General features: G+C 38.8%; 21 protein-coding genes and 1 other RNA gene. 12 read left to right on the top strand and 10 right to left on the bottom strand.

Annotated elements, in window-relative coordinates:
- Positions 1 to 5: 5 nt before the first annotated feature.
- The gene (locus AC1M9E_RS10725; RefSeq protein ID WP_481587872.1) at positions 6 to 1,253 is read right to left on the bottom strand and encodes an exonuclease SbcCD subunit D; all 1,248 of its coding nucleotides are present in this window, start codon (positions 1,251 to 1,253) and stop codon (positions 6 to 8) included.
- Positions 1,254 to 1,478: 225 nt separating this feature from the next.
- Positions 1,479 to 2,483, bottom strand: a complete 1,005-nt coding sequence (locus tag AC1M9E_RS10720; protein ID WP_481608016.1) for a hypothetical protein — start codon at positions 2,481 to 2,483, stop codon at positions 1,479 to 1,481.
- Positions 2,484 to 2,847: 364 nt separating this feature from the next.
- Here AC1M9E_RS10720 and AC1M9E_RS10715 point away from each other — a divergent pair, with 364 nt between their 5' ends.
- A complete protein-coding gene (locus AC1M9E_RS10715) occupies positions 2,848 to 3,300 on the top strand; it encodes an ABZJ_00895 family protein (protein ID WP_481587870.1) in 453 nt (150 codons plus the stop codon).
- A 64-nt stretch (positions 3,301 to 3,364) separates the two neighbouring features.
- Positions 3,365 to 4,276 carry a TIGR01777 family oxidoreductase gene (locus AC1M9E_RS10710; RefSeq protein ID WP_481587869.1) on the top strand — a complete coding sequence of 304 codons (912 nt, stop codon included), beginning with the start codon at positions 3,365 to 3,367 and terminating at the stop codon, positions 4,274 to 4,276.
- On the opposite strand, the gene thiO is transcribed toward AC1M9E_RS10710, so the two are convergent.
- Together thiO and hemB are read right to left on the bottom strand one after the other, a co-directional pair.
- A complete protein-coding gene (thiO, locus tag AC1M9E_RS10705) occupies positions 4,273 to 5,379 on the bottom strand; it encodes a glycine oxidase ThiO (RefSeq protein ID WP_481587868.1) in 1,107 nt (368 codons plus the stop codon). The genes AC1M9E_RS10710 and thiO overlap by 4 nt on opposite strands.
- A 200-nt stretch (positions 5,380 to 5,579) precedes the next feature.
- Positions 5,580 to 6,590, bottom strand: coding sequence for a porphobilinogen synthase (hemB, locus tag AC1M9E_RS10700; protein WP_180000234.1), 1,011 nt, complete (start codon positions 6,588 to 6,590; stop codon positions 5,580 to 5,582).
- A gap of 108 nt (positions 6,591 to 6,698) precedes the next feature.
- On the opposite strand from hemB, the gene AC1M9E_RS10695 reads away from it, so the two are divergent.
- Positions 6,699 to 7,196 (top strand): thioesterase family protein, encoded by a 498-nt coding sequence (locus AC1M9E_RS10695; RefSeq protein ID WP_035266285.1) that lies wholly within the window; start codon positions 6,699 to 6,701, stop codon positions 7,194 to 7,196.
- A 52-nt stretch (positions 7,197 to 7,248) separates the two neighbouring features.
- On the opposite strand, the gene glpK is transcribed toward AC1M9E_RS10695, so the two are convergent.
- The gene (glpK, locus tag AC1M9E_RS10690; RefSeq protein ID WP_481587867.1) at positions 7,249 to 8,733 is read right to left on the bottom strand and encodes a glycerol kinase GlpK; all 1,485 of its coding nucleotides are present in this window, start codon (positions 8,731 to 8,733) and stop codon (positions 7,249 to 7,251) included.
- A 132-nt stretch (positions 8,734 to 8,865) separates the two neighbouring features.
- Here glpK and ssrA point away from each other — a divergent pair.
- Together ssrA and AC1M9E_RS10680 are read left to right on the top strand one after the other, a co-directional pair.
- Positions 8,866 to 9,226, top strand: a transfer-messenger RNA (tmRNA) gene (gene ssrA / locus AC1M9E_RS10685).
- An 879-nt stretch (positions 9,227 to 10,105) separates the two neighbouring features.
- A complete protein-coding gene (locus tag AC1M9E_RS10680) occupies positions 10,106 to 10,522 on the top strand; it encodes a toll/interleukin-1 receptor domain-containing protein (RefSeq protein ID WP_481607962.1) in 417 nt (138 codons plus the stop codon).
- A 343-nt stretch (positions 10,523 to 10,865) separates the two neighbouring features.
- On the opposite strand, the gene AC1M9E_RS10675 is transcribed toward AC1M9E_RS10680, so the two are convergent.
- The 4 genes from AC1M9E_RS10675 to AC1M9E_RS10660 all read right to left on the bottom strand — a co-directional run bounded on the left by AC1M9E_RS10675 (position 10,866) and on the right by AC1M9E_RS10660 (position 14,717).
- Positions 10,866 to 11,585: a PqiC family protein gene (locus AC1M9E_RS10675; protein ID WP_180028029.1), complete on the bottom strand. Its 720-nt coding sequence runs from the start codon at positions 11,583 to 11,585 to the stop codon at positions 10,866 to 10,868.
- Complete coding sequence (locus tag AC1M9E_RS10670) at positions 11,572 to 13,221, bottom strand: PqiB family protein (RefSeq protein WP_481591909.1); 1,650 nt, start codon at positions 13,219 to 13,221, stop codon at positions 11,572 to 11,574. Before AC1M9E_RS10670 ends, AC1M9E_RS10675 begins: the two co-directional genes overlap by 14 nt.
- Positions 13,222 to 13,314: 93 nt before the next feature.
- On the bottom strand, positions 13,315 to 14,049 hold the full coding sequence (locus tag AC1M9E_RS10665; RefSeq protein ID WP_481596570.1) for a paraquat-inducible protein A: 735 nt from the start codon (positions 14,047 to 14,049) through the stop codon (positions 13,315 to 13,317).
- A 35-nt stretch (positions 14,050 to 14,084) separates the two neighbouring features.
- Entirely contained in the window at positions 14,085 to 14,717 is a 633-nt protein-coding gene (locus AC1M9E_RS10660) for a paraquat-inducible protein A (protein ID WP_481608037.1), read from the bottom strand.
- A gap of 424 nt (positions 14,718 to 15,141) precedes the next feature.
- Here AC1M9E_RS10660 and AC1M9E_RS10655 point away from each other — a divergent pair, with 424 nt between their 5' ends.
- Genes AC1M9E_RS10655 through AC1M9E_RS10625 form a run of 7 tightly spaced genes read left to right on the top strand, consistent with a single transcriptional unit; the run spans position 15,142 to position 22,640 of the window.
- Positions 15,142 to 16,116 (top strand): acyl-CoA desaturase, encoded by a 975-nt coding sequence (locus AC1M9E_RS10655; protein ID WP_481607961.1) that lies wholly within the window; start codon positions 15,142 to 15,144, stop codon positions 16,114 to 16,116.
- Positions 16,113 to 17,399 carry an NAD(P)/FAD-dependent oxidoreductase gene (locus tag AC1M9E_RS10650; RefSeq protein WP_488224777.1) on the top strand — a complete coding sequence of 429 codons (1,287 nt, stop codon included), beginning with the start codon at positions 16,113 to 16,115 and terminating at the stop codon, positions 17,397 to 17,399. The genes AC1M9E_RS10655 and AC1M9E_RS10650 overlap by 4 nt, the downstream gene beginning before the upstream one ends.
- An 8-nt stretch (positions 17,400 to 17,407) precedes the next feature.
- Positions 17,408 to 18,196: a DUF1365 domain-containing protein gene (locus AC1M9E_RS10645; RefSeq protein ID WP_035269389.1), complete on the top strand. Its 789-nt coding sequence runs from the start codon at positions 17,408 to 17,410 to the stop codon at positions 18,194 to 18,196.
- A gap of 1 nt (position 18,197) precedes the next feature.
- Positions 18,198 to 19,394 carry a class I SAM-dependent methyltransferase gene (locus tag AC1M9E_RS10640; protein ID WP_481610335.1) on the top strand — a complete coding sequence of 399 codons (1,197 nt, stop codon included), beginning with the start codon at positions 18,198 to 18,200 and terminating at the stop codon, positions 19,392 to 19,394.
- A 20-nt stretch (positions 19,395 to 19,414) separates the two neighbouring features.
- Complete coding sequence (locus AC1M9E_RS10635; protein ID WP_035269401.1) at positions 19,415 to 20,194, top strand: DUF1295 domain-containing protein; 780 nt, start codon at positions 19,415 to 19,417, stop codon at positions 20,192 to 20,194.
- A gap of 8 nt (positions 20,195 to 20,202) precedes the next feature.
- The gene (locus tag AC1M9E_RS10630; RefSeq protein ID WP_481607958.1) at positions 20,203 to 21,252 is read left to right on the top strand and encodes an SAM-dependent methyltransferase; all 1,050 of its coding nucleotides are present in this window, start codon (positions 20,203 to 20,205) and stop codon (positions 21,250 to 21,252) included.
- Between the two features lie 44 nt (positions 21,253 to 21,296).
- A complete protein-coding gene (locus tag AC1M9E_RS10625; RefSeq protein ID WP_481591954.1) occupies positions 21,297 to 22,640 on the top strand; it encodes a sensor histidine kinase in 1,344 nt (447 codons plus the stop codon).
- 49 nt (positions 22,641 to 22,689) lie between these two features.
- On the opposite strand, the gene AC1M9E_RS10620 is transcribed toward AC1M9E_RS10625, so the two are convergent.
- Positions 22,690 to 23,373, bottom strand: coding sequence for a response regulator transcription factor (locus AC1M9E_RS10620; protein ID WP_092768268.1), 684 nt, complete (start codon positions 23,371 to 23,373; stop codon positions 22,690 to 22,692).
- Between the last annotated feature and the right edge of the window lies 1 nt (position 23,374).

The raw sequence follows: 23,374 nt of genomic DNA, 5'->3' as shown, positions 1-23,374 counted from the left end.
TGTCCTTAGTGCGCTTTTTGATCCAAATCGTGTTGTGCCGCTTCAAGCAAAGTTAAGAAATCACGCTTCACCGATTCATCCTGCTCATAGCCCATTTTTTCCCACAAGCTTAAAAATAATTTTTCAGGGGTGGGGGGCGCTAAATCGACTTTGTGACTTTCATCGTTTTGCTCCGTTGCTTTTTGATAAATTCGAGCTATACGCAGTAAACGATAACGATTTGGTGGCAGTGCCAGTTCAATCTGCTGACGTAAGTCTACAGGCGGTGGGGCATCTGTCGTATATTCAATCTCTAGAAAATGTCGTGCATTGAGATTGTCAATTTCGCCTTTTGGCAGGGCATGTACCGTAGTGATTAATTCAGACAAGGGTTCACGAATTCGAATCAAATCCACGGTACGTGGAATAATGTGCGCTTGATATTGAAAATGATTTTGTTCATCAGCTTCGGGGTCAATGGTGACTTCAACCACTTGATGTTTATAGTTGCGTTCACTAAAAGACAGTGGAATAGGTGAGCCACTGTAGCGAATATGTTCCTGTCCAACTTTTTGCGGTTTATGCAAATGACCGAGTGCCACATAATCAATCACATCATCAAATAATGCAGTGGATAAAGCCTCTTCGTTACCAATCACAATTGGACGTTCGGAATCTGAGGTTTCACCGCCTTGCATATGGGCATGTGACATCAAAATTAAGGCTTGATTGGGTTGTTTACGCGCTTTAGCTTCCGCAATAAGTTGTTGGTGTAAATAGGCAATCGCATTTTGGCTGTTGGTGGTATTTTCATTTAAGCCTGTAATTTCGGCACTGCGTAAATAAGGCAGGGTTAAGCACCAAGCAACGATATTTTTATCAGCATCATAAATAGGTACCAACAAACGATCGAGATCAAATTCACCATCCTGTTTGCCAATAATACCGACCGCTTTGGCATTGAATTTCGCTAGAAAAGGTTCAACCTGTTCAATGCGGTAACCGGAATCATGATTACCTGCGATCATTAAGGTTTGCATATGCGGGGCAATGGCATGGGCATCGGTGAGAAACTGGTATAACTGTTTTTGAGCAGATGATGCAGGATTGACCACATCAAAAATATCACCGGCAATCAGCAGGGCATTCGGTTGTTTTTGTTGAATTTGCGCAAGTAGCCAGTTTAAAAATTGTGTGTGTTCATAGTCACGATCATGATTGTGAAAAAATTGCCCCAAATGCCAATCTGAAGTATGAAAAAAACGCACTGCCATTACCGAACCCCAAAACATCTCAATTGTCATCTTATCCAATATCGGACTTTAAAACATCGAAATTTTTAACATCTCTATAAGACAGCTTTTAATCGCTATTTTTTATTCGATTTACTCTTTTTTCGTCTTTTTCTCTTTTTTCTATTTTTGATTCTCGAGTTGATCGAGATTTGCTTATGAGAAGAGGATGCATGCAGTTTAGCTGCTGTTAACGATTGATCTATTTTATGATGAAAAAAAAGATTGGATGACTAAGGGTACCAATAGAATGCTTAGCCAAATACTCATATTGATGGGAATTATTTGATAGATATAATTTAAAGAATAGACTGAAACCGTAAAAATGAGTGCAAACCAAGCTTCTGTTTTAGAAATTTGATCTTCTGCAAAACGTTTGATATGGATCAGCGTATTTTGTTTGACATCTGAAAAATAAGAACGCGTGTATTTATTGGGAAAATAGCTGAGAAGCAGCATTAAGTTTTGAAAAAGATATAAAGACGATATACCGAGTAAAAAATATCGAAATAATAAAATTAAACGCTCAACCCAACGATGCTCAGATGTAATATCGCCCTGTGAATAAAGTTCTATAATTTGATCAATAGACAAAATTAAAATTGAACAACAAGTAAAGAAACTCAGTAGAAAACGGCTTAAATGATGATGCTTAATTTCAAAAAAGGCATGTACAATCGAATAAAGTAAAAATATTAACAAGATTATTGTGATAAATGTCGATAATACTGTATCAACACCAAGCATCTGTTTTTCGAAAAACCAATAGCAAATTCCAAGTGCGAATAAAAAACTAAGACCTTCACCAAAAGGTGTGGTTAAACTCTGATGATGCTCTACAGAAAAAACTATTAAGTAAGCACCAAGATAGAAATAGACCCAAATTATTAATGGATTCGAGCTATTACTCTGTATAGAAATAAATGAAAGTGCACTCAAAAATAGGCTTAAAATTGAATAAATTAAGATTTTTTCTTTGTTTCTAATGATTTGATAACTTTGATAAAAAACACCACAGAGTAAACTGATGATTGTAAGCGGTATGTGAAATTGATGATTAATAAATGCTTTAATAAAAACAAAGCAATAGCAAACTAATACGATACTGATAAGAAAGCGATTGAATGGATAATTCAATACATCCCAAAAGTCTGATTTAAAATTTAGACGTTTTTTTAGACTAATTTTATGTTTAATTTTTTCTTTATACATTGCGACTAGGATTTATTCTGATTGTTATCTCATCTTTATGGATAAAAGTATATTTAGAAAATTTATTAAGTTCAAAAATAAAGCCGACGATTCGAGTGATGTGAAATCGTCGGCCAAAATACTTCAGTCATTCAAATTTAGGCTGCTAAACTAAATTTTCTGCAAGAAGCATGATTTATAGGTCTCATTGGGGTATAAGGTCACCGTGTATCATTGCGGATGCCGGTGCAATGACTACGCGGTTGCTACTGACCTTGTACCTTATATAACGCATAAGGTTGTGATTCGGTTGACAAGAAAATTAAAAATATTTGATTTATTTTCGGTTATGCTTTGTGACAGGAATTTATTGCGTCTGAGAGTTATGGTTTCTTTAAGAAAATATTTTTTATGGTTCTTTTTACTTTGCTTAGGATTAACGCTGGTTGCAGGTATTTTGGCAGCGTTATTGCCTTCGGCAATTGCAGGAATAGTCACTGCACTTCCATATTTAATTGCGATGATTGTTGTTTTATATAAATTTATTGATCAACAACAACGTGCACCTTCGGATCAAGAACGTAAAAAATTCACATTAGGCTTTACATTGATTTTTTGGGGCTATAACTTTCTTGGTGTTTTTTTAAGTATTTTATTTTTCTCGAGAAAAGACCCTGAAATTTGGCAGAACTTTTTAATCTATGTCCAAAATTCCAGTTTCTTAAGTCTCAGTGCAATTATGATTTTGATGCTGGCGATCCCATTATATTTAATTACCTTTTGGTTTTATGGTCCACAAGCGAAGCGCATGGCGAATAAATTGGTGGTAAATAAGTAATCATGAATTGAGCTCAAAGGCATCTTTCACCATGATAGAGGGATCAGATCATAAGAGTATTTCCATGTATCATCCTTGCGTTTTAGTTACTGGTGCAACAGGTTTTATTGGATCTTATTTGGTTGCATATCTGCTAGATCAAGATTATCAGGTGATTGGTTTAAGCCGACAGTCCAATCCCAAAATGAAGCATCCACGTTTGACATGGGTTCAATCTTTCGATGATATTCAACACGCTCAAATTGATTATGTTATTAACTTAGCGGGTGAAAGTATTGGTGATGGTCGCTGGACACAAAGGCGAAAACAAAAACTCATCGACAGTCGGGTGAAGACGACCGATGCATTATTTCATTATCTGCTGACCCATCAGCAACATCCCAAGCGAATTATTTCTGGTTCTGCTGTGGGGTATTATGGTATTGATCCTGATCAAGAATGGTCAGAAAAAAACAATGAGCAGGGATCATCTCAACCGATCTTTATGTCCGAACTTTGCCAAGAGTGGGAGAGGTCGGCGCTCCAATACAAAAATCAGTTTGATATTAAGGTCATTCGTTTAGGCGTGGTGTTTGGGCATGGCGGAGGAATTTTACAACAATTACTCTTACCGATTCGATTTAATCTGTTAGGTAAAATTGGTTCAGGTCAGCAGCCCTTAGCATGGATTCATATTCAGGACGTGATTAAGGCGATTGAATTTCTGATGTTGAATGACACTCCAAACGAAGTTTTTAATTTCGTTGCTCCTGAACAAACGAATCAGGTGTATTTTGTTCGCACCGCAGCAAAAATTTTAAACAAGAAACCGCTTTTAAGTCTGCCTGATTCATTGTTTAAAATCATGTTAGGTGAGCAGTCTCAATTGGTTTTAAATGGACAATACGTTATACCAGAAGCACTTATTCAAGCAGGTTATACATTTCAGTATCCAGAACTCAAAATGGCGTTGGAGCAACTACTTCCATCACATTAAACTTGAAACTTCAAAGATGGGTCATAGGGTCTAGGATCAACGAGGGTGGTCTGATTCAGCATGAGCTGTCGTAGTAACTGCGCTGCAGCTGGCCCCATGCATAAACCATTCCTAAAGTGACCAAAATTCGCCCATAAGTTTTTCATTTCAGGCATTAAACCGATATATGGAATTCCATCAGGTGAGCTAGGTCTCAAGCCTGCCCATTGTTGCACAATCGGGAAATTTTTAAGTTCAGGTATGAGTTGAATGCATGCTTGGTAAATGGATTGTTGTGTTTTCAAATTTGGGCGATGTTCAAAACCTAATTCCGCCATACTGGAACCACAGACGATATGGCCATCTCGACGTGGAATCATATACATGACCTTGTACATACACATCGTGGGTAGCCAGTTTTCAGGGGTTTTGAATAGGATCATCTGCCCCTGAACAGGTTGAACAGGGATATTGAAATCGAGTTGTGATGCCCAATGTGCCGACCAAGCTCCAGTAGCGATAACATACTGATCAGCTTTAATTTGATGTCGATCATGCAGAACAATGGATTGAACTTGCTGATTTTGAATCAGTAATTTTTCTACCCACTTATGCTCGATAATCTTTACTTTTGAATGTGATTTAAGATAAGTCAGAATAGACTTTAAAAGACGAGGATTACGAACATTAGACAATTGTGGAAAATGCAAAGCCTGCTTGAAAGTATTAGAAACTCGTGGATTCAGATTTCTTAATTGAGTCTCGTCGAGTAAATCGCAATGCTGCATCGGCTCGTTATATTGCGCCTTATAACTGAGTCCAATCTCAAAATCATCTTCATCAAAAATTAACATGCCTGAATCGTGAATTTCGAAATCAATGCCACTCAATGGTTGAATTTTTTGATTCCAAGATTGATATAACGATTTACCAAGTTGTGCCAATTGATTGACTGCTTTGGGATAACGCCAAGGATACATAGGTGACAAAATACCACCACCTGCCCAAGATGCAGCTTTAGCTGCTTGTTTTTGATCAATGAGGGTAATTTCACAACCTTGTTCGAGTAATTCAAGCGCTGTTAGTAAGCCGCTAATTCCACATCCAATGATGGCAACGTGCATTTTTATCCACCTTCAAAATGACGGGGTGTATTAGACCATATTTAAGCTCTAATCGTGCAAATAATCTCAATGATGAAAAGAGATCGATGAGATGTAAGATGTTAAATGAGTGAGTTAAAAGTTGGGTCTCGAATACAATGATGATGATTGTAGTAGAAAAAAAGCGCTTTATGTAAAAGCGCTTTTGATTCAATAGTGTATTACAGATCTTTAAGCATTTTTGCAGCATCTTCAGCAAAATAGGTCCAAATTCCATCTGCACCAGCACGACGACAGCTCATCAATGATTCTAAAATCACACTTTCAGAAAGCCAGCCGTTTTGGATTGCTGCTGCCAACATGGCATATTCACCACTCACTTGATAAACAAATGTTGGAATGCCAAATGTGTCTTTAACTTCACGTACAATATCTAGATATGGCATCCCTGGTTTTACGATCACCATGTCTGCACCTTCTTGAATATCTAGTGCAATTTCGTGAAGAGCTTCAGCTCGGTTTCCTACATCCATTTGGTAGTTATACTTATTACCACCTTTTAAATTAGATGCTGAACCCACTGCATCACGGAAAGGACCATAGAAGCTTGATGCATATTTGGCAGAATAAGCCATGATATTGGTATAAATATGACCATTTGCTTCAAATGCTTGACGAATCGCAGCAATACGACCATCCATCATATCACTCGGTGCGAAAACATCGGCTCCTGCTTCTGCATGGCTTAAACCTTGTTTAATCAGACACTCAACAGTTTCATCATTCAGGACATAACCTGTTTCATCTATGATGCCATCCTGACCGTGTGTTGTATAAGGGTCTAAAGCGCCATCAGTGATGAGTACCATTTCTGGTAATTCTTTTTTTAGAAGACGGACAGTGCTTTGAACTAAACCATCATCTCTCCATGCTGCTTCAGCAGTTAAACTTTTGTCTTCTTGTGGGGTAACTGGGAATAAAGCTAATTTAGATACACCTAATTCTAAAAGTTTTTCAGCTTTGTTTAACAACAAATCAGCTGAAAGACGGTGAATATTTGGCATACTAGGTATTTCTTGGGTTTGATTTTGACCTGGTAGAACAAATACCGGATAAATGAGATGTTCAGCAGAAAGATGTGTTTCTCTCACCATCGCTCTGAGTTTGTCATTTTTTCGAATACGGCGCATGCGTGTTGCAGGAAAAGCAGGGCGATTAAACGTATAAGTCATCACAATCTCGATGTTTGGTATTTTACTTGGGTCTAATTGTAGCCCCCTTAAGGCGGTTTTTGGGAAAATGCTGATGGTTTTTTCTCATGATGTTAATTTGAGTTTTGTATGAACGATTCCCAAAAAAAATGGATGGGTAACCTCCATTTAGGTGCTAAACCAGATCTTGAAGTGGTATTAAATCAACTCACTCAAGTATTTAATACCTCTCCTTATTTCGCTTACAACGAAATGCAAATGCGTGTCGTAGAAGGTGAAATCCAAGGTTATATTGAGATGAAACCTAATCTCATTGGTAATATTTCTTTCCAAATTTTGCATGGCGGTGTAGCAGCAACATTACTCGATAGTATTGGCGGGATTGTTGCAATGGGCGAGCTTTACAAGCGTGCAGAGCCTGATATGTTGCCTGAAACTTTAAAGAAAGTTTCACGTTTAGCAACAGTGGATATGCGAGTGGATTATTTATCACCAGGGCGCGGAAAGTATTTTATTGCCACTGCTGAAGTCCTACGCATGGGTCGCAAAGGTTGTACGATGCGCATGAATATGGTGAATGATGAAGGTAAAGCAATTGCAACAGGTATTGCTTCATACGCATATTGAAAAATCTATGTATCTCTTATAAGAAAACCGCCCTTGTAGGCGGTTTTTTATACTAAACATCTGATCTTGAACGTTTTAACGCACTATTCCATTGATGTAAATGAAATTGACGTTGATCTTCAGACATTGTTGGCTCAAAGGCTTTTTCCAATTTCCATGATGCCGCAATATCAGACGGATTTTTAAATACACCTGCAGTTAAACCTGCCATTGCCGCAGCTCCCCAAGCCGTTGACTCCAAAAGTTGCGGTCTTAATACAGGAACATTCAGTAAGTCGGCTTGAAACTGCATCAACATATCATTTTGACTCGCACCACCATCTACACGTAATTCTTTTAAAGGGTTTCGAATATCAGATTGCATGGCATTCAAAACGTCAGCGACTTGAAATGCGATTGATTCGAGAGCTGCTCGCGCAATATGTGCTTTATTTGTCCCTCTAGACATACCGCATAATAATGCGCGGGCATCCGTATCCCAATGAGGTGCTCCTAAGCCTGTAAAGGCAGGAACAAGTACGACACCATCGGTATTGTTAACTTGACACGCCAATTGTTCAACTTCTTGGCTACTTTGAATAATTCCTAGTCCATCACGTAACCATTGCACAATCGCACCAGCCATAAAAACACTACCTTCAAGCGCATACGAGGTGTGTTCTTTGCATTGCCAAGCTAAAGTGGAGAGAAGCTGATTCTGACTCAGTTGAATTTGATCACCTGTATTGAATAACATAAAGCAGCCAGTACCATAGGTATTTTTAGCTGAGCCTACGTCAAAACATGATTGACCAAATAACGCTGATTGTTGATCACCTAAAATCCCTGTAATTGGAATTTCTGCACCTAAGAGACCTTTTGCTGTATTGGCAATATGGCAATCAGAAGCCACGATTTTGGGTAGTATTGCTTTTGGGATATTAAATAGTGCGAGTAATTCGTCATCCCATTGCTGGGTATGCAGATTCATTAACATGGTTCTTGAAGCATTCGAGACTTCAATCACGTGTTCAGCACCTTGAGTGAGATTCCAAACTAGCCAGCTATCAATGGTTCCAAAAGCCACTTCGCCTTGTTCCGCACGAGCTCTTAAACCATCAATATTTTCAAGTAACCACACTAATTTTCCAGCACTGAAATAAGGATCAATGCGGAGTCCTGTGGTGTAATTTATCTTGTTTTGTAAGTCTTGTTGAATGAGGGAATTACACCAATCACTTGCTCTGCGATCTTGCCAAATAATCGCAGGGGCTAGAGGTTCACCAGTTTTTTTATCCCAAATCACTGTCGTTTCGCGTTGATTGGTTAGGCCTAAAGCTTTGATATCTTTAGGCAGTAATCGTGCATCAGCAATTGCTTGCTGCACTACTGTGATTTGTGAACTCCAAATCTCTTGTGCATTTTGCTCTACCCAGCCTGACTGTGGTGTTCGTATTTTAGTTTCTCTTTGAGCTGTTGCATGAACGTTTCCATGTTCATCAAAAATGATCGCACGACTTGACGTCGTCCCTTGATCCAGTGCAAGTAAATAACTCATAAAATATGCAATTTTGAACTTGAAAAAAGGGATTTTATCTCAATTATTGAAATAAGCGCATGTGTATGTGTAATTGTTGTGAAATTTGAGGTCGTATTTTCAAACTTTTATGCTATGATTGCGTTGTACTTTGGGGATGTTCCTGGCTTCGACGCTGGTGATGAAACTCATAGATGCATGCCGAGAGCGCATTTTCTCTCGTAAATAAAATTTGCATTTTAAATAGTCGCAAACGACGAATCTTACGCTCTAGCTGCCTAAGGGCAGCTTGTCCGCATCTCTGAATACTTGTGGTTAGAGATCCCGACTGAAGCGCACGCACACAAGTCCGTATAACATCAAGCCTTGGGGTGTTGTACTAAACTTAAAGGATCGCTCTCTTAACCCTGTTCGTCGGGTCTTTGAGGGTTAAAACAATAGACGATATCTAAGCATGTAGTAATCTCGAGTGTAGTGCTTGCGGACGCGGGTTCGACTCCCGCCATCTCCACCAAAATTCTTGTTATAAAAAAGCCACTTTTTTAAGTGGCTTTTTTATTGCTACATATTTGCCACATTTTCACTCCAGATGATTTTGATTTCGAAGTTTTTAAGCTGCACTTGCCACGCTAAGTTTCGTAATTTCTTGCCAGTTCTATATTCATGCAACCATTTAAAATAGCGTTTGATCAGCATGTGTAAGCTATGCCTAAGCTGATTAGCGACAAATATTGAATTAATGCTATTCATAAATAGTGTTGTTGTAGAAGTAAAGATGTTTGTCATTTTTTATCATTTGAACGAGATAAATTGAATAAATTACGCAAGAGCGATCCAAGTTTTTCAATTCCTGTTAATCATGGAAGAAGCCGACAAGCACCAGTGTATTTTGATCATATTGAATTGGTTGAGTGGTAGGAAAATAAGAAGAAAGATCGATAGAGTTGATATTTAATAAAGACCAAGAGAACTTATGTTGTCTTGTTTTTTTTTACTGAGTCAATAGAAAAATCAATAACTTGACCTTGTGGTTTCACGAAAATAATGCATAGAATGTCTATTAATTATACGAATTTGAAATCACAACATTATTAAAAGGAAAATAAATGTCCAGATGTACAGCACCTGTTCGAGGTCATAGTTCTGCTGCAGCGGCTGCAGCTTGTCCGGCATGTCGTAACAGATATGGTTCCCGATATAGCGGTTATTCTTCTTATTCACCATCATACGGTTCAAGTAGTAGTTATAGTGGTATTACAAGTAGGGGAGGCGATAGTACTACAACAAGGAGTTCTAAACCTCGTTGGTCTAAAGCTGGCTCATCTCTTGCGTATACTTCAAATCAAATAATGTCACTAGCTCCTGTTCGAGACGAAATTGTAAAAAAGCTTCTGTGCAACCAGACCTTCGTGATGTGTTCTTGTGCCACGCATGGGATGATCGCAAAGGTGTAGCTAAAGAACTACATGATTTACTAGAGGCATCTGGTGTAAAAGTCTGGTTTAGCGAAAAAGACCTTGGTTTGGGTGTGCCAATGATGAGAGCTATTGATAAAGGTTTAGCTAATTCGAAAATTGGTCTTGTTTTGGTTACACCTGCGTTATTATCACGATTACCTAAAGAAGGGGTAGCAGATAAAGAACTTTCCACCCTTTTAGCAGGCAATCGCTTGATTCCAATTGTACATAATACAACTTATGATGAACTACGTAATGTTAGTCCTATGCTAGCTTCGAGAAGTGGTTTGGACACATCAGAAGATACTATGGCAATAGTTGCAGAGAAAATAGCTGAGTTGGTTGCACTATAGTTGTATTCATTAATCAGGTGAATCTTTGTATGGCATTCTGTATAGTGGTTATTTAATTTGTTTTTTTAATTTAATATTAAATACTTATAATTTAATTTTAATTAACACCATCTTTTTTGAAAAGCCGCTTAATAAGTGGCTTTTTGTTCGAAAAATTTTAAAGAAATTTTGAAACTAAGATTTGGCTGAACATTTAAAGCATAATTGATCACTATGTTGTTTGATGTAATTTTCTAACAATTCAAATGTATAGCCAACTATCAAAGATAAATGTTATCAATACAACTCAGAGCTTTGCTGTATTCAAAACAGATTCAAAAGAAATCTCAAGTTTTTATGAAAATTAACTACATACCCCACCAGTAATCGGCTGATTCCTATTTTCTAAGTGCTTGACTGAACTTGCAATACTGATTGAAAGTTGATCAATGGCTTTTTGCGAAACAGTGACTAAAGTGTTTAAGTCTTTATTTTTTTGTGGAATTTCTTCATAAAAACTCATCCGACAACTGAGTTGATGACGTTGAGGTAATGTTTGAGCGTTTTTGGGTATGGATAAGGGGCGATTAGGATCATCATATCTTAAAGTCCAAGTCGCATTCATGAGCATAAAGCGTTGCTGATTTGATTTTTCGATGAAATCAAAGTTAGAAAAATCTAAGGCAATTCGATAAGCTGCTTGTCCACCAGTCATACCACTATTATAACGATCCACTGCACCTAATGTTTGCTGTAAACGCGCAGAAACAGCATCTCTCAATTCAGCCGATAAAGTAGATGTCCAACGATCATCGAACAATACTTTAGCCTGCCCATTTTCTTGTTGAATTACCAATGGAATTCGGTTTAAACGATCGGATAATCCAACAGGAAGCACCTCAATCATCCTCACTTTTTGATTTGACGAAGATGATGTTAGCGTTTGAGTGCTCAATGAATAGAACTTAGGCGTAGGGGATGAAGAGCACCCACTGACGATGAGTGCAAACAAACCAACACTCAAGCTTGAAAGGACTTTTAGGTAGCAGCGTTGCTGAGATTTCAATAATTTATTCTCTGTCATCTTTCTTCGGCTCCGCTGTTTTTCCACGAATCAATGACTCAGGATTTTGTTCTATTTGATCTGCCATTAACTGCAATGAAGCTGCGGCACGGGTAATTTGTTGTAAAGCACGACGTAGATCTTGTTGTAATGGTGCATCACTTGCCAAGATGGTTTCAGAAGACTGAACTGTTTTACGAACATCATCCAAAGTGGCTTGTAAATTAGGCGCAACTTTGCCATCCAGTTGATCGACCAAACTTTTTGAAGATTGTATAGTTTTATCTAAGTTTGCCAAGGTTTGACGAACGTCCTGACCAATTTCAACCAATGGAAATTTAGATACATTATCGGCGATTTGGGACACTTGTGCTTGAAGGCCTTTTAATTCTGTAGGAGTTGTTGGAACTTCAACTACACCATCATTTCGACGGATTGCAGTGGCATATTTAGCTTTAGGGAAAAGATCAAAGCTAATGTAGTTTTGACCTGTAAGTAAATTGCCAGTCCGCATTTGAGCTCGCCAACCACGCTCAACAAATTGCTTGAATACTGTACCTTGCGGGTCCAACTCATGACCTCCAGCAATACGTGAAGGATAAACTTCAGCATCAACACGCATTCGAATTTGCGAGTGATTATTGTAGAACTCAGTGTTGATTTTTTTCACAGTACCGACTTCGACACCCATGAAATCAATTGGAGCTCCTACTGATAAACCTCGCAATGACTCATTGAAATACATTACGATCCGTCTTGGATTAAGATCAGGCTCTTTAAGCGCAAGCTTTTCAGAGTCAAATAATTCAAATTTCATTTTATTCGGAGCAGGAGCTGCATCAGAATTTTCAGGATAACCGAATGCGATCCCTCCCGAAATGATGCTTGCCAAAGATTGTGTGTTTAAACTAAAGCCCGAAGCATTCAAATTGACATCTACACCACTGGCTTGCCAGAAACGCGCATCTGTGGTGACAAATTTGTCATAAGGTGACTTAATGAAAGTTTGAAGTTCAACGCTTTTTCCATCATCAGCCAGTTGGTAAGAGGTCACTTGTCCAACGTTGATTCTTCGATAATAAATAGGTGAGCCGAAATCGAGCGAACCTAAATCTTGTGCCTTTAAGAAAAAGATTTTTCCAGGAACATCGGAAGTTACAACTGGTGGAGTTTCTAGCCCTTTAAATGAAGTGGTTTTGACATCTGATTTACCGCCATCTACTTCAATATATGCGCCAGAAAGTAAAGTATCGATACCTGAAACCCCACTTGCACCAATACGTGGTCTCACTACCCAAAAACGTGAATCTTCCGTGGCAAAATTACTGGCATCTTTCCGAAGTTCAATTTTAGCAATGATATGAGACCGATCTTCCGAAAGGTCAATTTCACGCACTAGACCCACATTAACTTGACGATAACGAACTGTAGTTTTGCCAGCTTCAATGCCTTCTGCAGTCCTAAAAGAAACCTCAATAACAGGACCAGTATTCAAATACGCCTTGAGAGCTAATGAAAATGCAATGAGTAATGCAACAATTGGAATAATCCAAATGAGAGAAGGTTTCCATTTGCTACGTTTCTTATCAGGTACACCGACCTGACTCAGAACTTGTTCATCATGAGGATGACCATTACTCGATTGGTTTTCTGACATAGTTATTGATCTTATTAAATCGTAATGTGGTTGTTGTTTGTACGCTTCATCATATGAATATCAAGCAAGAAGTGAAAGGGTTTTATGTAAATCTCAATGTTCTGAAGCGTCATTTTTTTTTTCATGCTGACTCAGAATTGAAACGTAATAGTTGTCCCAAATGATTCTAGGATCAAAACTCAGTGAGGCTAACATGGTCAAAACCACCACTGCACCAAAAGCGACTGCACCTGTGCCTGCTAAAATAGTTGCCAATGATTGAATTTGGATTAGTGCTGCGAGCATGGCGACAACGAAAACATCAATCATTGACCAACGGCCAATAAACTCCACGACTCTATACATGATCGAGCAATGCTTCGGTGAGAGGTGAATTTTTTTTGAGGCTTGTAAATGTACAGCACTGAGCAGGAGAGCAAGGATGACCAATTTCAGTAGTGGAATAAATATACTGGCAATAAAAATAACGGACGAAACGAAATAGTCACCACTTTTCCAGAAATAGATGACTCCACTCATAATCGTGTCTTGTTGACGACCAAGAATAGATTCTGTAATTGTCATCGGTAAAACATTAGCTGGTATATAAAGAATACTCGCTGCAATTAAATAAGCTAAAGTTCGTTCTAAACTTCGGGTTTTTCGGGTATGTAAGGGGCTATCACAACGAGTACAGCGGGATTTTCGTGCTTGTTCCATGGCCGACAAGGACGTCATGCGGTTGAGTGTTCCACAGCAATGACAAAGTGTGAGCTCAAGATCAATTGCACGCGGTGCAAGCGTTTCTAATGAGGCGGGTTTCTGCACAGGGTGTGGCGAATGCTTCATCTGATCGGGTTGATTCGTATGAGTGGAAGTAATGGTCATGAGATTTGATTTCCATCAATTACATTCCATAGATCCTTGATTTTGATTGATACTAAATAGACCAACAAAACACTTAAAATGGCAAATGCCCATAAGGCAATTCCAGGAATCACAACCACCATCCCCACTAATTTCACTAAGGTGACTAAAACGCCGATCAGAAAGACTTCAACCATTCCCCAAGCTCTCAATTGAAAGAGTGACCGTAATGCGAGTTTAAGTGATGCATACTGTTGGGTTGCAATAACATTTTTATTGAACATGGCCATCAAAAGAATATATCCCATCAGAAGTAAGTAGGCCAAAGGGACAACAAAAGTGGTCATCATAATAAGAAAGCCTACAAAAGCACGATCTGCCTCGAACATTGCCCAAGCCGCACCCAATAATGTGGTTTCTGAATAAATGCCTTGGAGTTCAACTTTGACAATTGAAAAACTATTGGCAATCGCAAAGATAATTAACGCAGTACAGACTAAGGCCAACAGTGTGTTAAATGTTGGAATTTTACGATAGAGCTCGGAACCGCAAGCCGAACAATAGGCACGTTCATTCTTATATAAATCGGATTTACGAAAGAGCGTATCGCACTCTTCACAAGCAACATAATTTTGATTGATTTGCACCATTCTTAAATCAGGGTCGCGTTTAGAATCCGATACAGTTTCTACATTCGTTTCAGACATCGTTGTCTCAACTTTTTCATCAATATTCTTGGTTTTTTTATTTCTCCCTATAGTTTATATCGAGATTCAAAAGGTTTGCCTATGATTATTTTGTTGAATCGAGATACATAGCGTTTTAGTTTGGCTTATCAGTGTGCAGTCATGTAACTCAACGAGGGTATAAAAGGGGGGGAAGTGCTCATTGATTAGCATTTGTGTAGTCAAAATGAGGGTGAGTTAAGTTTATATGATTAAATTAAATTAATATTAAATTCAATGATTAAGCGTGAAATTCAAGATACAGCGTGTGCTTCACATAAACTTCATATATCAAGAACTACACTTTATTTAAATCATAAAGATCGATTGCTTAGTTTGGGATGACTGTATGTTGAAAAGCCTCATGCAATGGCTGGATAGTTGGTCCGTAAGCGTACCACATGATGCATTGACCTCTGAGAGTAAACAGATTCAATGGCTCAGAATAATTCCTTTTATCCTACTGCATCTTGCTTGTCTGGCAGTGTTTTGGGTCGGATTTTCTTGGTTTGCTTTTGCATTTATGTTGTTTTTTTATTTTATTCGCATGTTCGCAATCACGGCTTTTTTTCATCGTTATTTGTCACACAAAACTTTTCAGACTTCGAGATGGCTGCAATTTATCTTTATTTTAATTGGCACAATGAGTGCGCAGCGTGGACCATTATGGTGGGCAGCACATCATCGATATCATCATCGTTATACAGATACTCCTCGAGACCCACATTCATCAACGCATGGATTTTGGTATAGCCATGTTGGTTGGTTTTTAAATGAATATAATTTTTCAACGCGTAAAAGTGTCATTAAAGATTGGCTGAAGTTTCCGGAGCTGATTTGGTTAGATCGTTTTAGTTTGATGATCGTCTTAATAACGGCTATCGGAATTTATGGTCTTGGGGAATGGGCTGCTTGGATGTGGCCGCATTGGGGAACCAGTGGTTTACAGTTATTGGTATGGGGAGGCGCAATTTCAACTGTTCTGCTTATTCATGCCACATTGTGCATTAACTCACTGGCTCACCATTATGGAAGCCGAGATTTTGAGACGAATGATCATAGTCGCAACAACTTATTTTTATCTCTGATTACACTTGGTGAAGGCTGGCACAACAATCATCATTTTTATGCAGGAAGTACGCGCCAAGGGTTCTATTGGTGGCAGATCGATGTGACCTATTACATCTTAAAATTTATGTCATGGTTCGGCTTGGTTTGGGGAATGAAACCCATACCAGCTCGAGTCTATGAAGCAAGTAAAATTACGCGTTCGAAAAAGGCCAAACTCCAACATTCTCAAGTTCAGTCAAAGGAATCAAGATGAAAATTGCAATTATTGGATCAGGTATTTCAGGACTTTATGCAGCTTGGAAGTTGAGTAAGTTGCATGAGGTGACCGTATTTGAAAAGAATAATTATTTTGGGGGACATACTGATACTCATCAATTAAAGATCGATGGTGAGCAAGTTGCAGTGGATAGCGGATTCATTGTTTTTAATGAACACAACTATCCTTTATTTTGTGAGATGTTGAAGGAGCTTGGTGTACAAGCTCAAAGCAGCGATATGGGGTTTTCAGTTAATAATCAGGTCACAGGACTGCAATATAACCCTTCCAGGAAATTCTCATTATTGTTCAAACCACAGAATTTTTTAAAGACCCGCTTTAGAGCGATGCTGTCAGATTTATTCAGATTTTATGCAGCAAATAAAGATCTTGATGTGGATGAGACCGACCCGCATTACACTATTGAGCAATATCTTAACGAGCATGGATACTTGGATGCGTTTAGGCAAGAGCATCTCTATCCGATGTGTGGTGCATTATGGTCATGCCCAGTGGAGCAAGCAGGTCAGATTCCATATAAATTTGTAGTCAGTTTTTTTCAACATCATCGTATGTTGCAACTCAAAGATCGACCACAATGGTTAACCATAAAAGGCGGGTCTTCTAAATATATCCGTGCAATTCAAACTCAAGCAAAGCATATTCAGTTTAAAAAAGTAGAAGTGAAGTCAGTTAAGCGCTCAGCAAATGACGTGAGTATTGAAACGGGGGAGGGAGTTGAACGGTTTGATTGGGTAGTATTTGCAAGTCATGCAGATGACACATTGAAGTTGCTCGCTGAACCAACGTTTAAAGAATCAGAAATATTAGAAAAATTTCAGTATCAAGACAATCATATGGTGTTGCATTCAGATACCAGCATTATGCCAAAATCAAAACGTCAGTGGGCAAGTTGGCATGTGCATGTCACACCGAATAGAGCGGGTCAAGTCACTCCATTTCAGCAAAGTAGTGTCCATTATGGATTTAGTTATTGGATGAATCAGCTACAAAATTTGAAATGTGAAACTCAGATTTTTGCGACATTAAATCCGAATTTTGATTTAGATCCAAACAAAGTCTGGGTTCAGCGTAACTATCGTCATCCTGTATTTAATGCGGAAGCTATTGCAGCTCAGTCAAGATGGTCTGAAATAAACGGTTTAAATCGGACCTATTTTTGTGGTGCTTATTGGGGATGGGGCTTTCATGAAGATGGTGCAAGAAGTGCGTCATGGGTGGTTGAAGCCTTATTAAATTCATCAAATCAAGCCGCTTAGGAGTACTTATGCAGCTGTATCCACTTGCAATTGCAGTTGCTGACATTCGTCATCGCCGTTACTTGCCTAAGCCTTATGCTTTTCAGAGTCAGCTGACGTATTTGTGGTTTGATCCAGAACAGCTCGAACACTTCGCGCAAACTTCGATACTTTGGTCAACGAAAAAATGGAACTTTCTGAGCCTAGATTCTGATGACTTCTTGGCAAACTATCAAGGCACGATTCGAGAGAAGGTTCTGCATGTGTTGGAAGAGCATACTTTAGAAGAGCCGACGGAGCTCGCTGAAATTCGGGTGTTGGCTTTGCCGCGCACGCTTGGCTTCAGATTTAATTCGGTGGTTTTTTATTTTCTATTTAATGCCCAGCAAAAATTACAGTTCATTCTCAGTGAAATCACCAATACACCCTGGTTAGAAAGACAGGTATATGTTCACGATTGTCGCACCGGGGGGGAGCAGCATTCCGAATATACGAGCTTCCACTTCCAGTTTGACAAAGCTTTTCACGTGTCACCCTTCATGCCAATGGATCTGAAGTATCAATGGACGTTTAGTTTGGCTGAAAAACAAAATTATGTGCTTATGCAATTGTTTAAAGAGGAAAAATTACAATTCGATGCATCAATGCGTTTTGAGTTAACCCCCATCACACTTCCTTCACAACTTCATCGCTATGCTGTTTTTAAACTATTTGAGCCGATCAAGATGGTTGCAGGTATTTATTATCATGCCTTTAAGCTTTGGATAAATAGAGTTCCATTTTATCGGCATCCCAATAAAACGAAGGATAAGCTGTGATATGAAATCATTGTTAATGGGAGAGCAATCTTCACTACCGCTGGTATTACGTCATTTACTGAAATTAAAACACGGCCAAATTCATTTTAAAGGGATTTGGGAGGGTTCAGTCGGTGAGGTGAGTGATCTAGACGCAGTGATTGAGGTCCATGATGCAAAGTTGATGGATCTACTTTTTCGTCAGGGGGTTCTTGGTGCAGCTGAAGGTTTCATTCAAGGATATTGGACGACACCAGATTTAGTGAAGATTGTGCGAATTCTTGCGAGAAATCGCGATATTTTAGATCGTATGAACCAAAGTGCCTTAGCAAAGGCGAGTCAACTCTTGCTCAAAACTTGGTATGCATCGCGTAAAAACTCATTGGAAGGTAGTCGCAAAAATATTGCTGAGCATTATGATTTAAGTAATGACTTTTTTAAGTTATTTCTTGATCCGAGCATGATGTACTCCAGCGCGGTATTCAAAGATCCATCTATGACTTTGGAACAAGCATCCGATTATAAAAAAGAAATCATATGCCAAAAATTGAAACTTCAACCGATGGATCATTTGGTTGAAATTGGCAGTGGATGGGGTGGTTTTGCGATCTATGCTGCGCAAAACTATGGTTGTAAAGTGACTACTATTACCATTTCTCAAGCTCAATATGACGAAGCTAAAGCTAGAATTGACGCTGCGGGTCTGTCTCATCGTGTTGAAGTTAAATTAAAAGATTATCGTTTACTTGAAGGTAAATTCGATAAATTGGTTTCAATTGAAATGATTGAAGCCGTTGGTGCTCAATATCTATCGACATATTTTGAAAAGTGTAGACAGCTGTTAAAACCTAATGGTTTGGCGCTTATTCAAGCCATCACCATTGAAGATGCGAGATATGAAAAGGCATTGAGTACGGTCGATTACATCAAAAGATACATTTTCCCAGGTAGTTTTATTCCTTGTATCAGCGTGATGACCAACGTTGCATCAGAGCAAAAATTACGTCTAAAGCATCTTGAAGATATTGGTTTAAGTTATGCACAAACGATTCACTGCTGGCGTGAACGTTTTCTACAACAGCGTGAGCAAGTTTTAGCACTGGGCTTTGATGAAAACTTTATTCGCATGTGGGATTTTTATTTATGTTATTGCGAAGGAGGTTTTCTCGAAGGCGTCATTAGTGATGTGCATTTATTGTTTGAAGCAAGTCCATACTAAATCAGTGAGAGGACATCTCGATGTTGCTCAATTTATTTGTGATGAATGTTTTCCTGATGCTTTGTGCATGGATTTGGGTGACATTTAATCATCGTGCAGGTTTGGTCGATGTCATTTGGAGCTTTGGAATAGCTTTAAATGTCCTCATCGCAGCAAATGTAATGAATGAAGCCCCTACATCTGTTCGCATTTTTCTAGCGATCGCGAGTGGTCTTTGGTTTCTCCGTTTAGCATGGCATTTATTCAGACGATATATCCGAGAAGATGCTGAGGACACGCGTTATGCCAATATGCGCCGTGCGATGGGAGACTTTCAACATTTAGGTTTTCTTCTCTTTTTTCTATTTCAGGCTGGGTTGATCTCCTTATTCTCATATCCAATGATCAAATTGCTCAGTATACCTGCGATGCAGTGGAGTAACTCGACAGAGCTGCTGCTGCTAATTTCAGGATTAATCATGCTGGTTGCATTTATTGGTGAGGCACTCGCAGATCATCAGTTGTATCAATTTAAATTGAACCCGAATAATCGTGGCAAAACGATGGATCAAGGGTTATGGAAATATTCACGCCATCCGAATTACTTTTTTGAATGGATACATTGGTTTGCTTATCCAATCTTAGGTATAGCGGCGGGAACGCCTTGGTTGTGGATCTATCCAGTGTTGATGTGGCTTTTTTTGTACTACATCACGGGTATTCCATTTAGTGAACAGCAAGCACTCAAAAATCGTGGTGCAAACTACAAGATGTACCAACAAAAAACATCAATGTTTCTTCCTTGGCCACCGAAAAAGTAGGTAATTACATGGATTCAATCGTTCAACAATCTTTAAAACTCATTGAAAGTGGCAAAGTTCCAGATCAAGTGATTCGTCTTGGTATCCAAGCACTTTGCAAAAAACGTCTTGAGCAAGAAGGTCGTTTTGACCCTGGATTCGCTTCACAGCGTTATATGGATGTATTAAGAGACTTGAAAAAAAGTGAAATCGCGATTGATACAGACAAGGCAAATGAACAACATTATGAATTGCCTACAGCATTCTTTCAGGCCGTGTTGGGCAAGCGTTTAAAATACAGTGCCAGTTTATTCCATGATGCTAAAACCAGTTTAGATCAAGCTGAGGAAAATGCCCTGCAGGTCTACTGTGAACGTGCGCAATTACAAGATGGTCAGGACATCTTAGAAATAGGCTGTGGTTGGGGATCACTCAGTTTGTATATGGCAGAGCATTATCCAAATGCCAACATTACGGTAGTATCAAACTCCAATACTCAACGTCTTCACATTCAACAACAAGCCAAAGAAAAGCAATTTAACAATTTGACAGTCATCACCTGTGATGTAAATCAACTCGAGTTGGAGCAAAACTCTTTTGATCGTGTTGTATCCGTTGAAATGTTTGAGCATGTTCGAAACTATCAGCGATTATTTGCCAATATTAGCCAATGGCTCAAAGCAGATGGTTTATTGTGGTGTCATATTTTCTGCCATCGATTTATTCACTATCCATTCGAAGTTAAAAATGATTATGACTGGATGTCTAAATATTTTTTTACAGGCGGTTTAATGCCTGCTGTTTCGACTTTCCTGCACTTTCAGGATCATTTACAGCTAGAAAACCAATGGCAATGGTCTGGACAACAGTATGAACATACAGCCAATGCATGGTTAAATAATATGGACCAAAAAAAGGACTTACTTAAACCACTATTTAAGCAAACTTATGGTCAAGATGCGGAAATCTGGTGGCAACGTTGGAGAATCTTTTTCATGGCTTGTGCAGAACTGTTTGGTTATGACAAAGGTCGTGAGTGGGTGATTGGCCATTATTTGTTTAAGAAGCGAGCTGTTTGAAGTTCAAACTAATTTTAGCGATAAGGTGAAGAGGGTACATGTCCATGATGAGGCTATTTAGGGATAAACGCGATCATCCTTTGGGTGAGGTGTTTAACCGCTATTATTGGCTACAAATTGGTCTTATTGCCTTGTCTATTGTGATTGGGATTGGTTGCAGTGCTTGGGTCATTAAAGGAACATTGCTGACCACAGCGCTCGAACAGGAGATGGAGCATTACTGGCAGCGTATGGAGCGTAATCCAGAAGCTGCTTTACCCGACACTAAAAATTTATATGGATATCGTTGGTCCGATGACGAGTTAGCCCCCTCTGAATTTCGTAATTTAAAACTCCAATCGGGTGTACATCGACACTATATCGATGGTAAAGACCGGATGACAGTTTATGGGACACGCAATGGTGAACACGTTTTTTTAGTGTTTGGTGAAAGTAATGTTAATAAGCTTATTTGGCTGTTTGGTTTAGCGCCACTCATGGTCAGCTTATTTTTGCTATACAGTGTGCTGTGGTGGTGGAATCGCCGTGCACGCCGCTATTTTTCGCCCATCACACGCTTAGCCAATGCACTCGAACATATCGATTGGGAACATCAGAATAATCGAGCATCACCATTTAAAGAAATTAAAACAGATTCTAATTTGGAGGCTGAATATCTCAAGCAAGCACTTGAAAAATATCATCAAGTTCTAAGCGAATTCATTCAGCGTGAAAGAGAGTTTACTGGCGATGTTAGTCATGAACTTCGAACACCGCTCACAATATTGAAGGGCAATGTACAACTTTGTCAGGCCCGTTATGGTGATAACAAATCCTTTACTCGATTGCAAAACACAATTGAAGATATGCAGTTATTGGTCGATACACTTTTGGCGATTGCTCGAAATACCACAAGTAATTTACAAAGTGAAAAAACCCGTTTATCTGAACTGCTTCAAGATGTTGTAAGCGACTTGAATAGTGTCAGTTTGGCTAAAGGAATGAGTATCGATTTAAACATCGAAGTTGATGAGGTCAAACGTCATTTATATCCATCGATGACGAAAATGGTATTCAGCAATATTTTAAGAAATGCATTGAATTACTCTCAAGGTACAAGCATTAATGTCATTCTCGAAAAAAATAAAGTGTTGGTCGCAGATAATGGTATCGGGATTGATTTACCGAATAACTCTAAGGTGCAAGAACTAACGAATCAGCAGCTGCAACTCGATATCAAAGGTCATGGTATCGGGCTACAACTGGTTCAAAAATTATGTAAACAACTTGGCTGGAGAGTAGAGTTATTTGATCGTGAATACTATTTGATGACTCATCCAAAAGTTGACTTGTCACTCAGTTCAGGACTGATTGTGGTCGTTTACTTGAATGATCAGCCTCCAAAATAGTGTATTTGGGGGAATTTGATCTGAAGTGTGAATTCAGTAGTAACTAGTTTTATTCCACTGCGATCTTTAGACCTACCCCTGAAACGGTGTGTATTAATTTTTGTTCAAAGGGCTTATCGACCATTTTTCTTAAATTATAGATATGGCTTCTGAGCGCATCGCTTTCTGGTTCTTCATCCCCCCATAACTCAAGCATGATCTCCTGTTTAGTGAGCACTTTAGGTGAGTTTCGCATGAGTAATTTTAAAAGTTTGAATTGAATAGGTGGCAGTTCGATCATTTGACCTGCACGTGTGATTTGCTGTAAAGCAGGGTCTAATGTGAGATCGTGAATTTTAATTTGGCTGTTAGATACTTCTCCTAATGAGCGTTTGATCAGTGCACGAACACGATAAACCAATTCATTAAAATCAAATGGTTTCACTAAATAATCATCTGTACCAGCTCGGAAACCTTTTAATTTATCATCCAAAGTATCACGAGCAGTCAGCATCAGTACTGGGAGGTCGAGTCCCTGTTCGTTGCGAAGCCATTCACACAGGTCATAACCTGTACCGTCAGGTAAATTAATATCTAACAGTAGAATATGATAAGGATGTTGTTTAAGCAGTTGACGTGCCACATCCAAATTACGCGCATGATCAACCACAAAATTATGCTCTTCTAAAAATTCACATAATGTTGAAGCAAGTTCGTAATGATCTTCGACCATTAAAATAAAATGTTTAGTCATG

The sequence above is a fragment of the Acinetobacter sp. 24-47-47 genome (assembly GCF_057737035.1).
The sequence above is the reverse complement of the archived record's forward strand: the minus strand, read 5'-3'. Positions and strand labels throughout refer to the sequence as shown.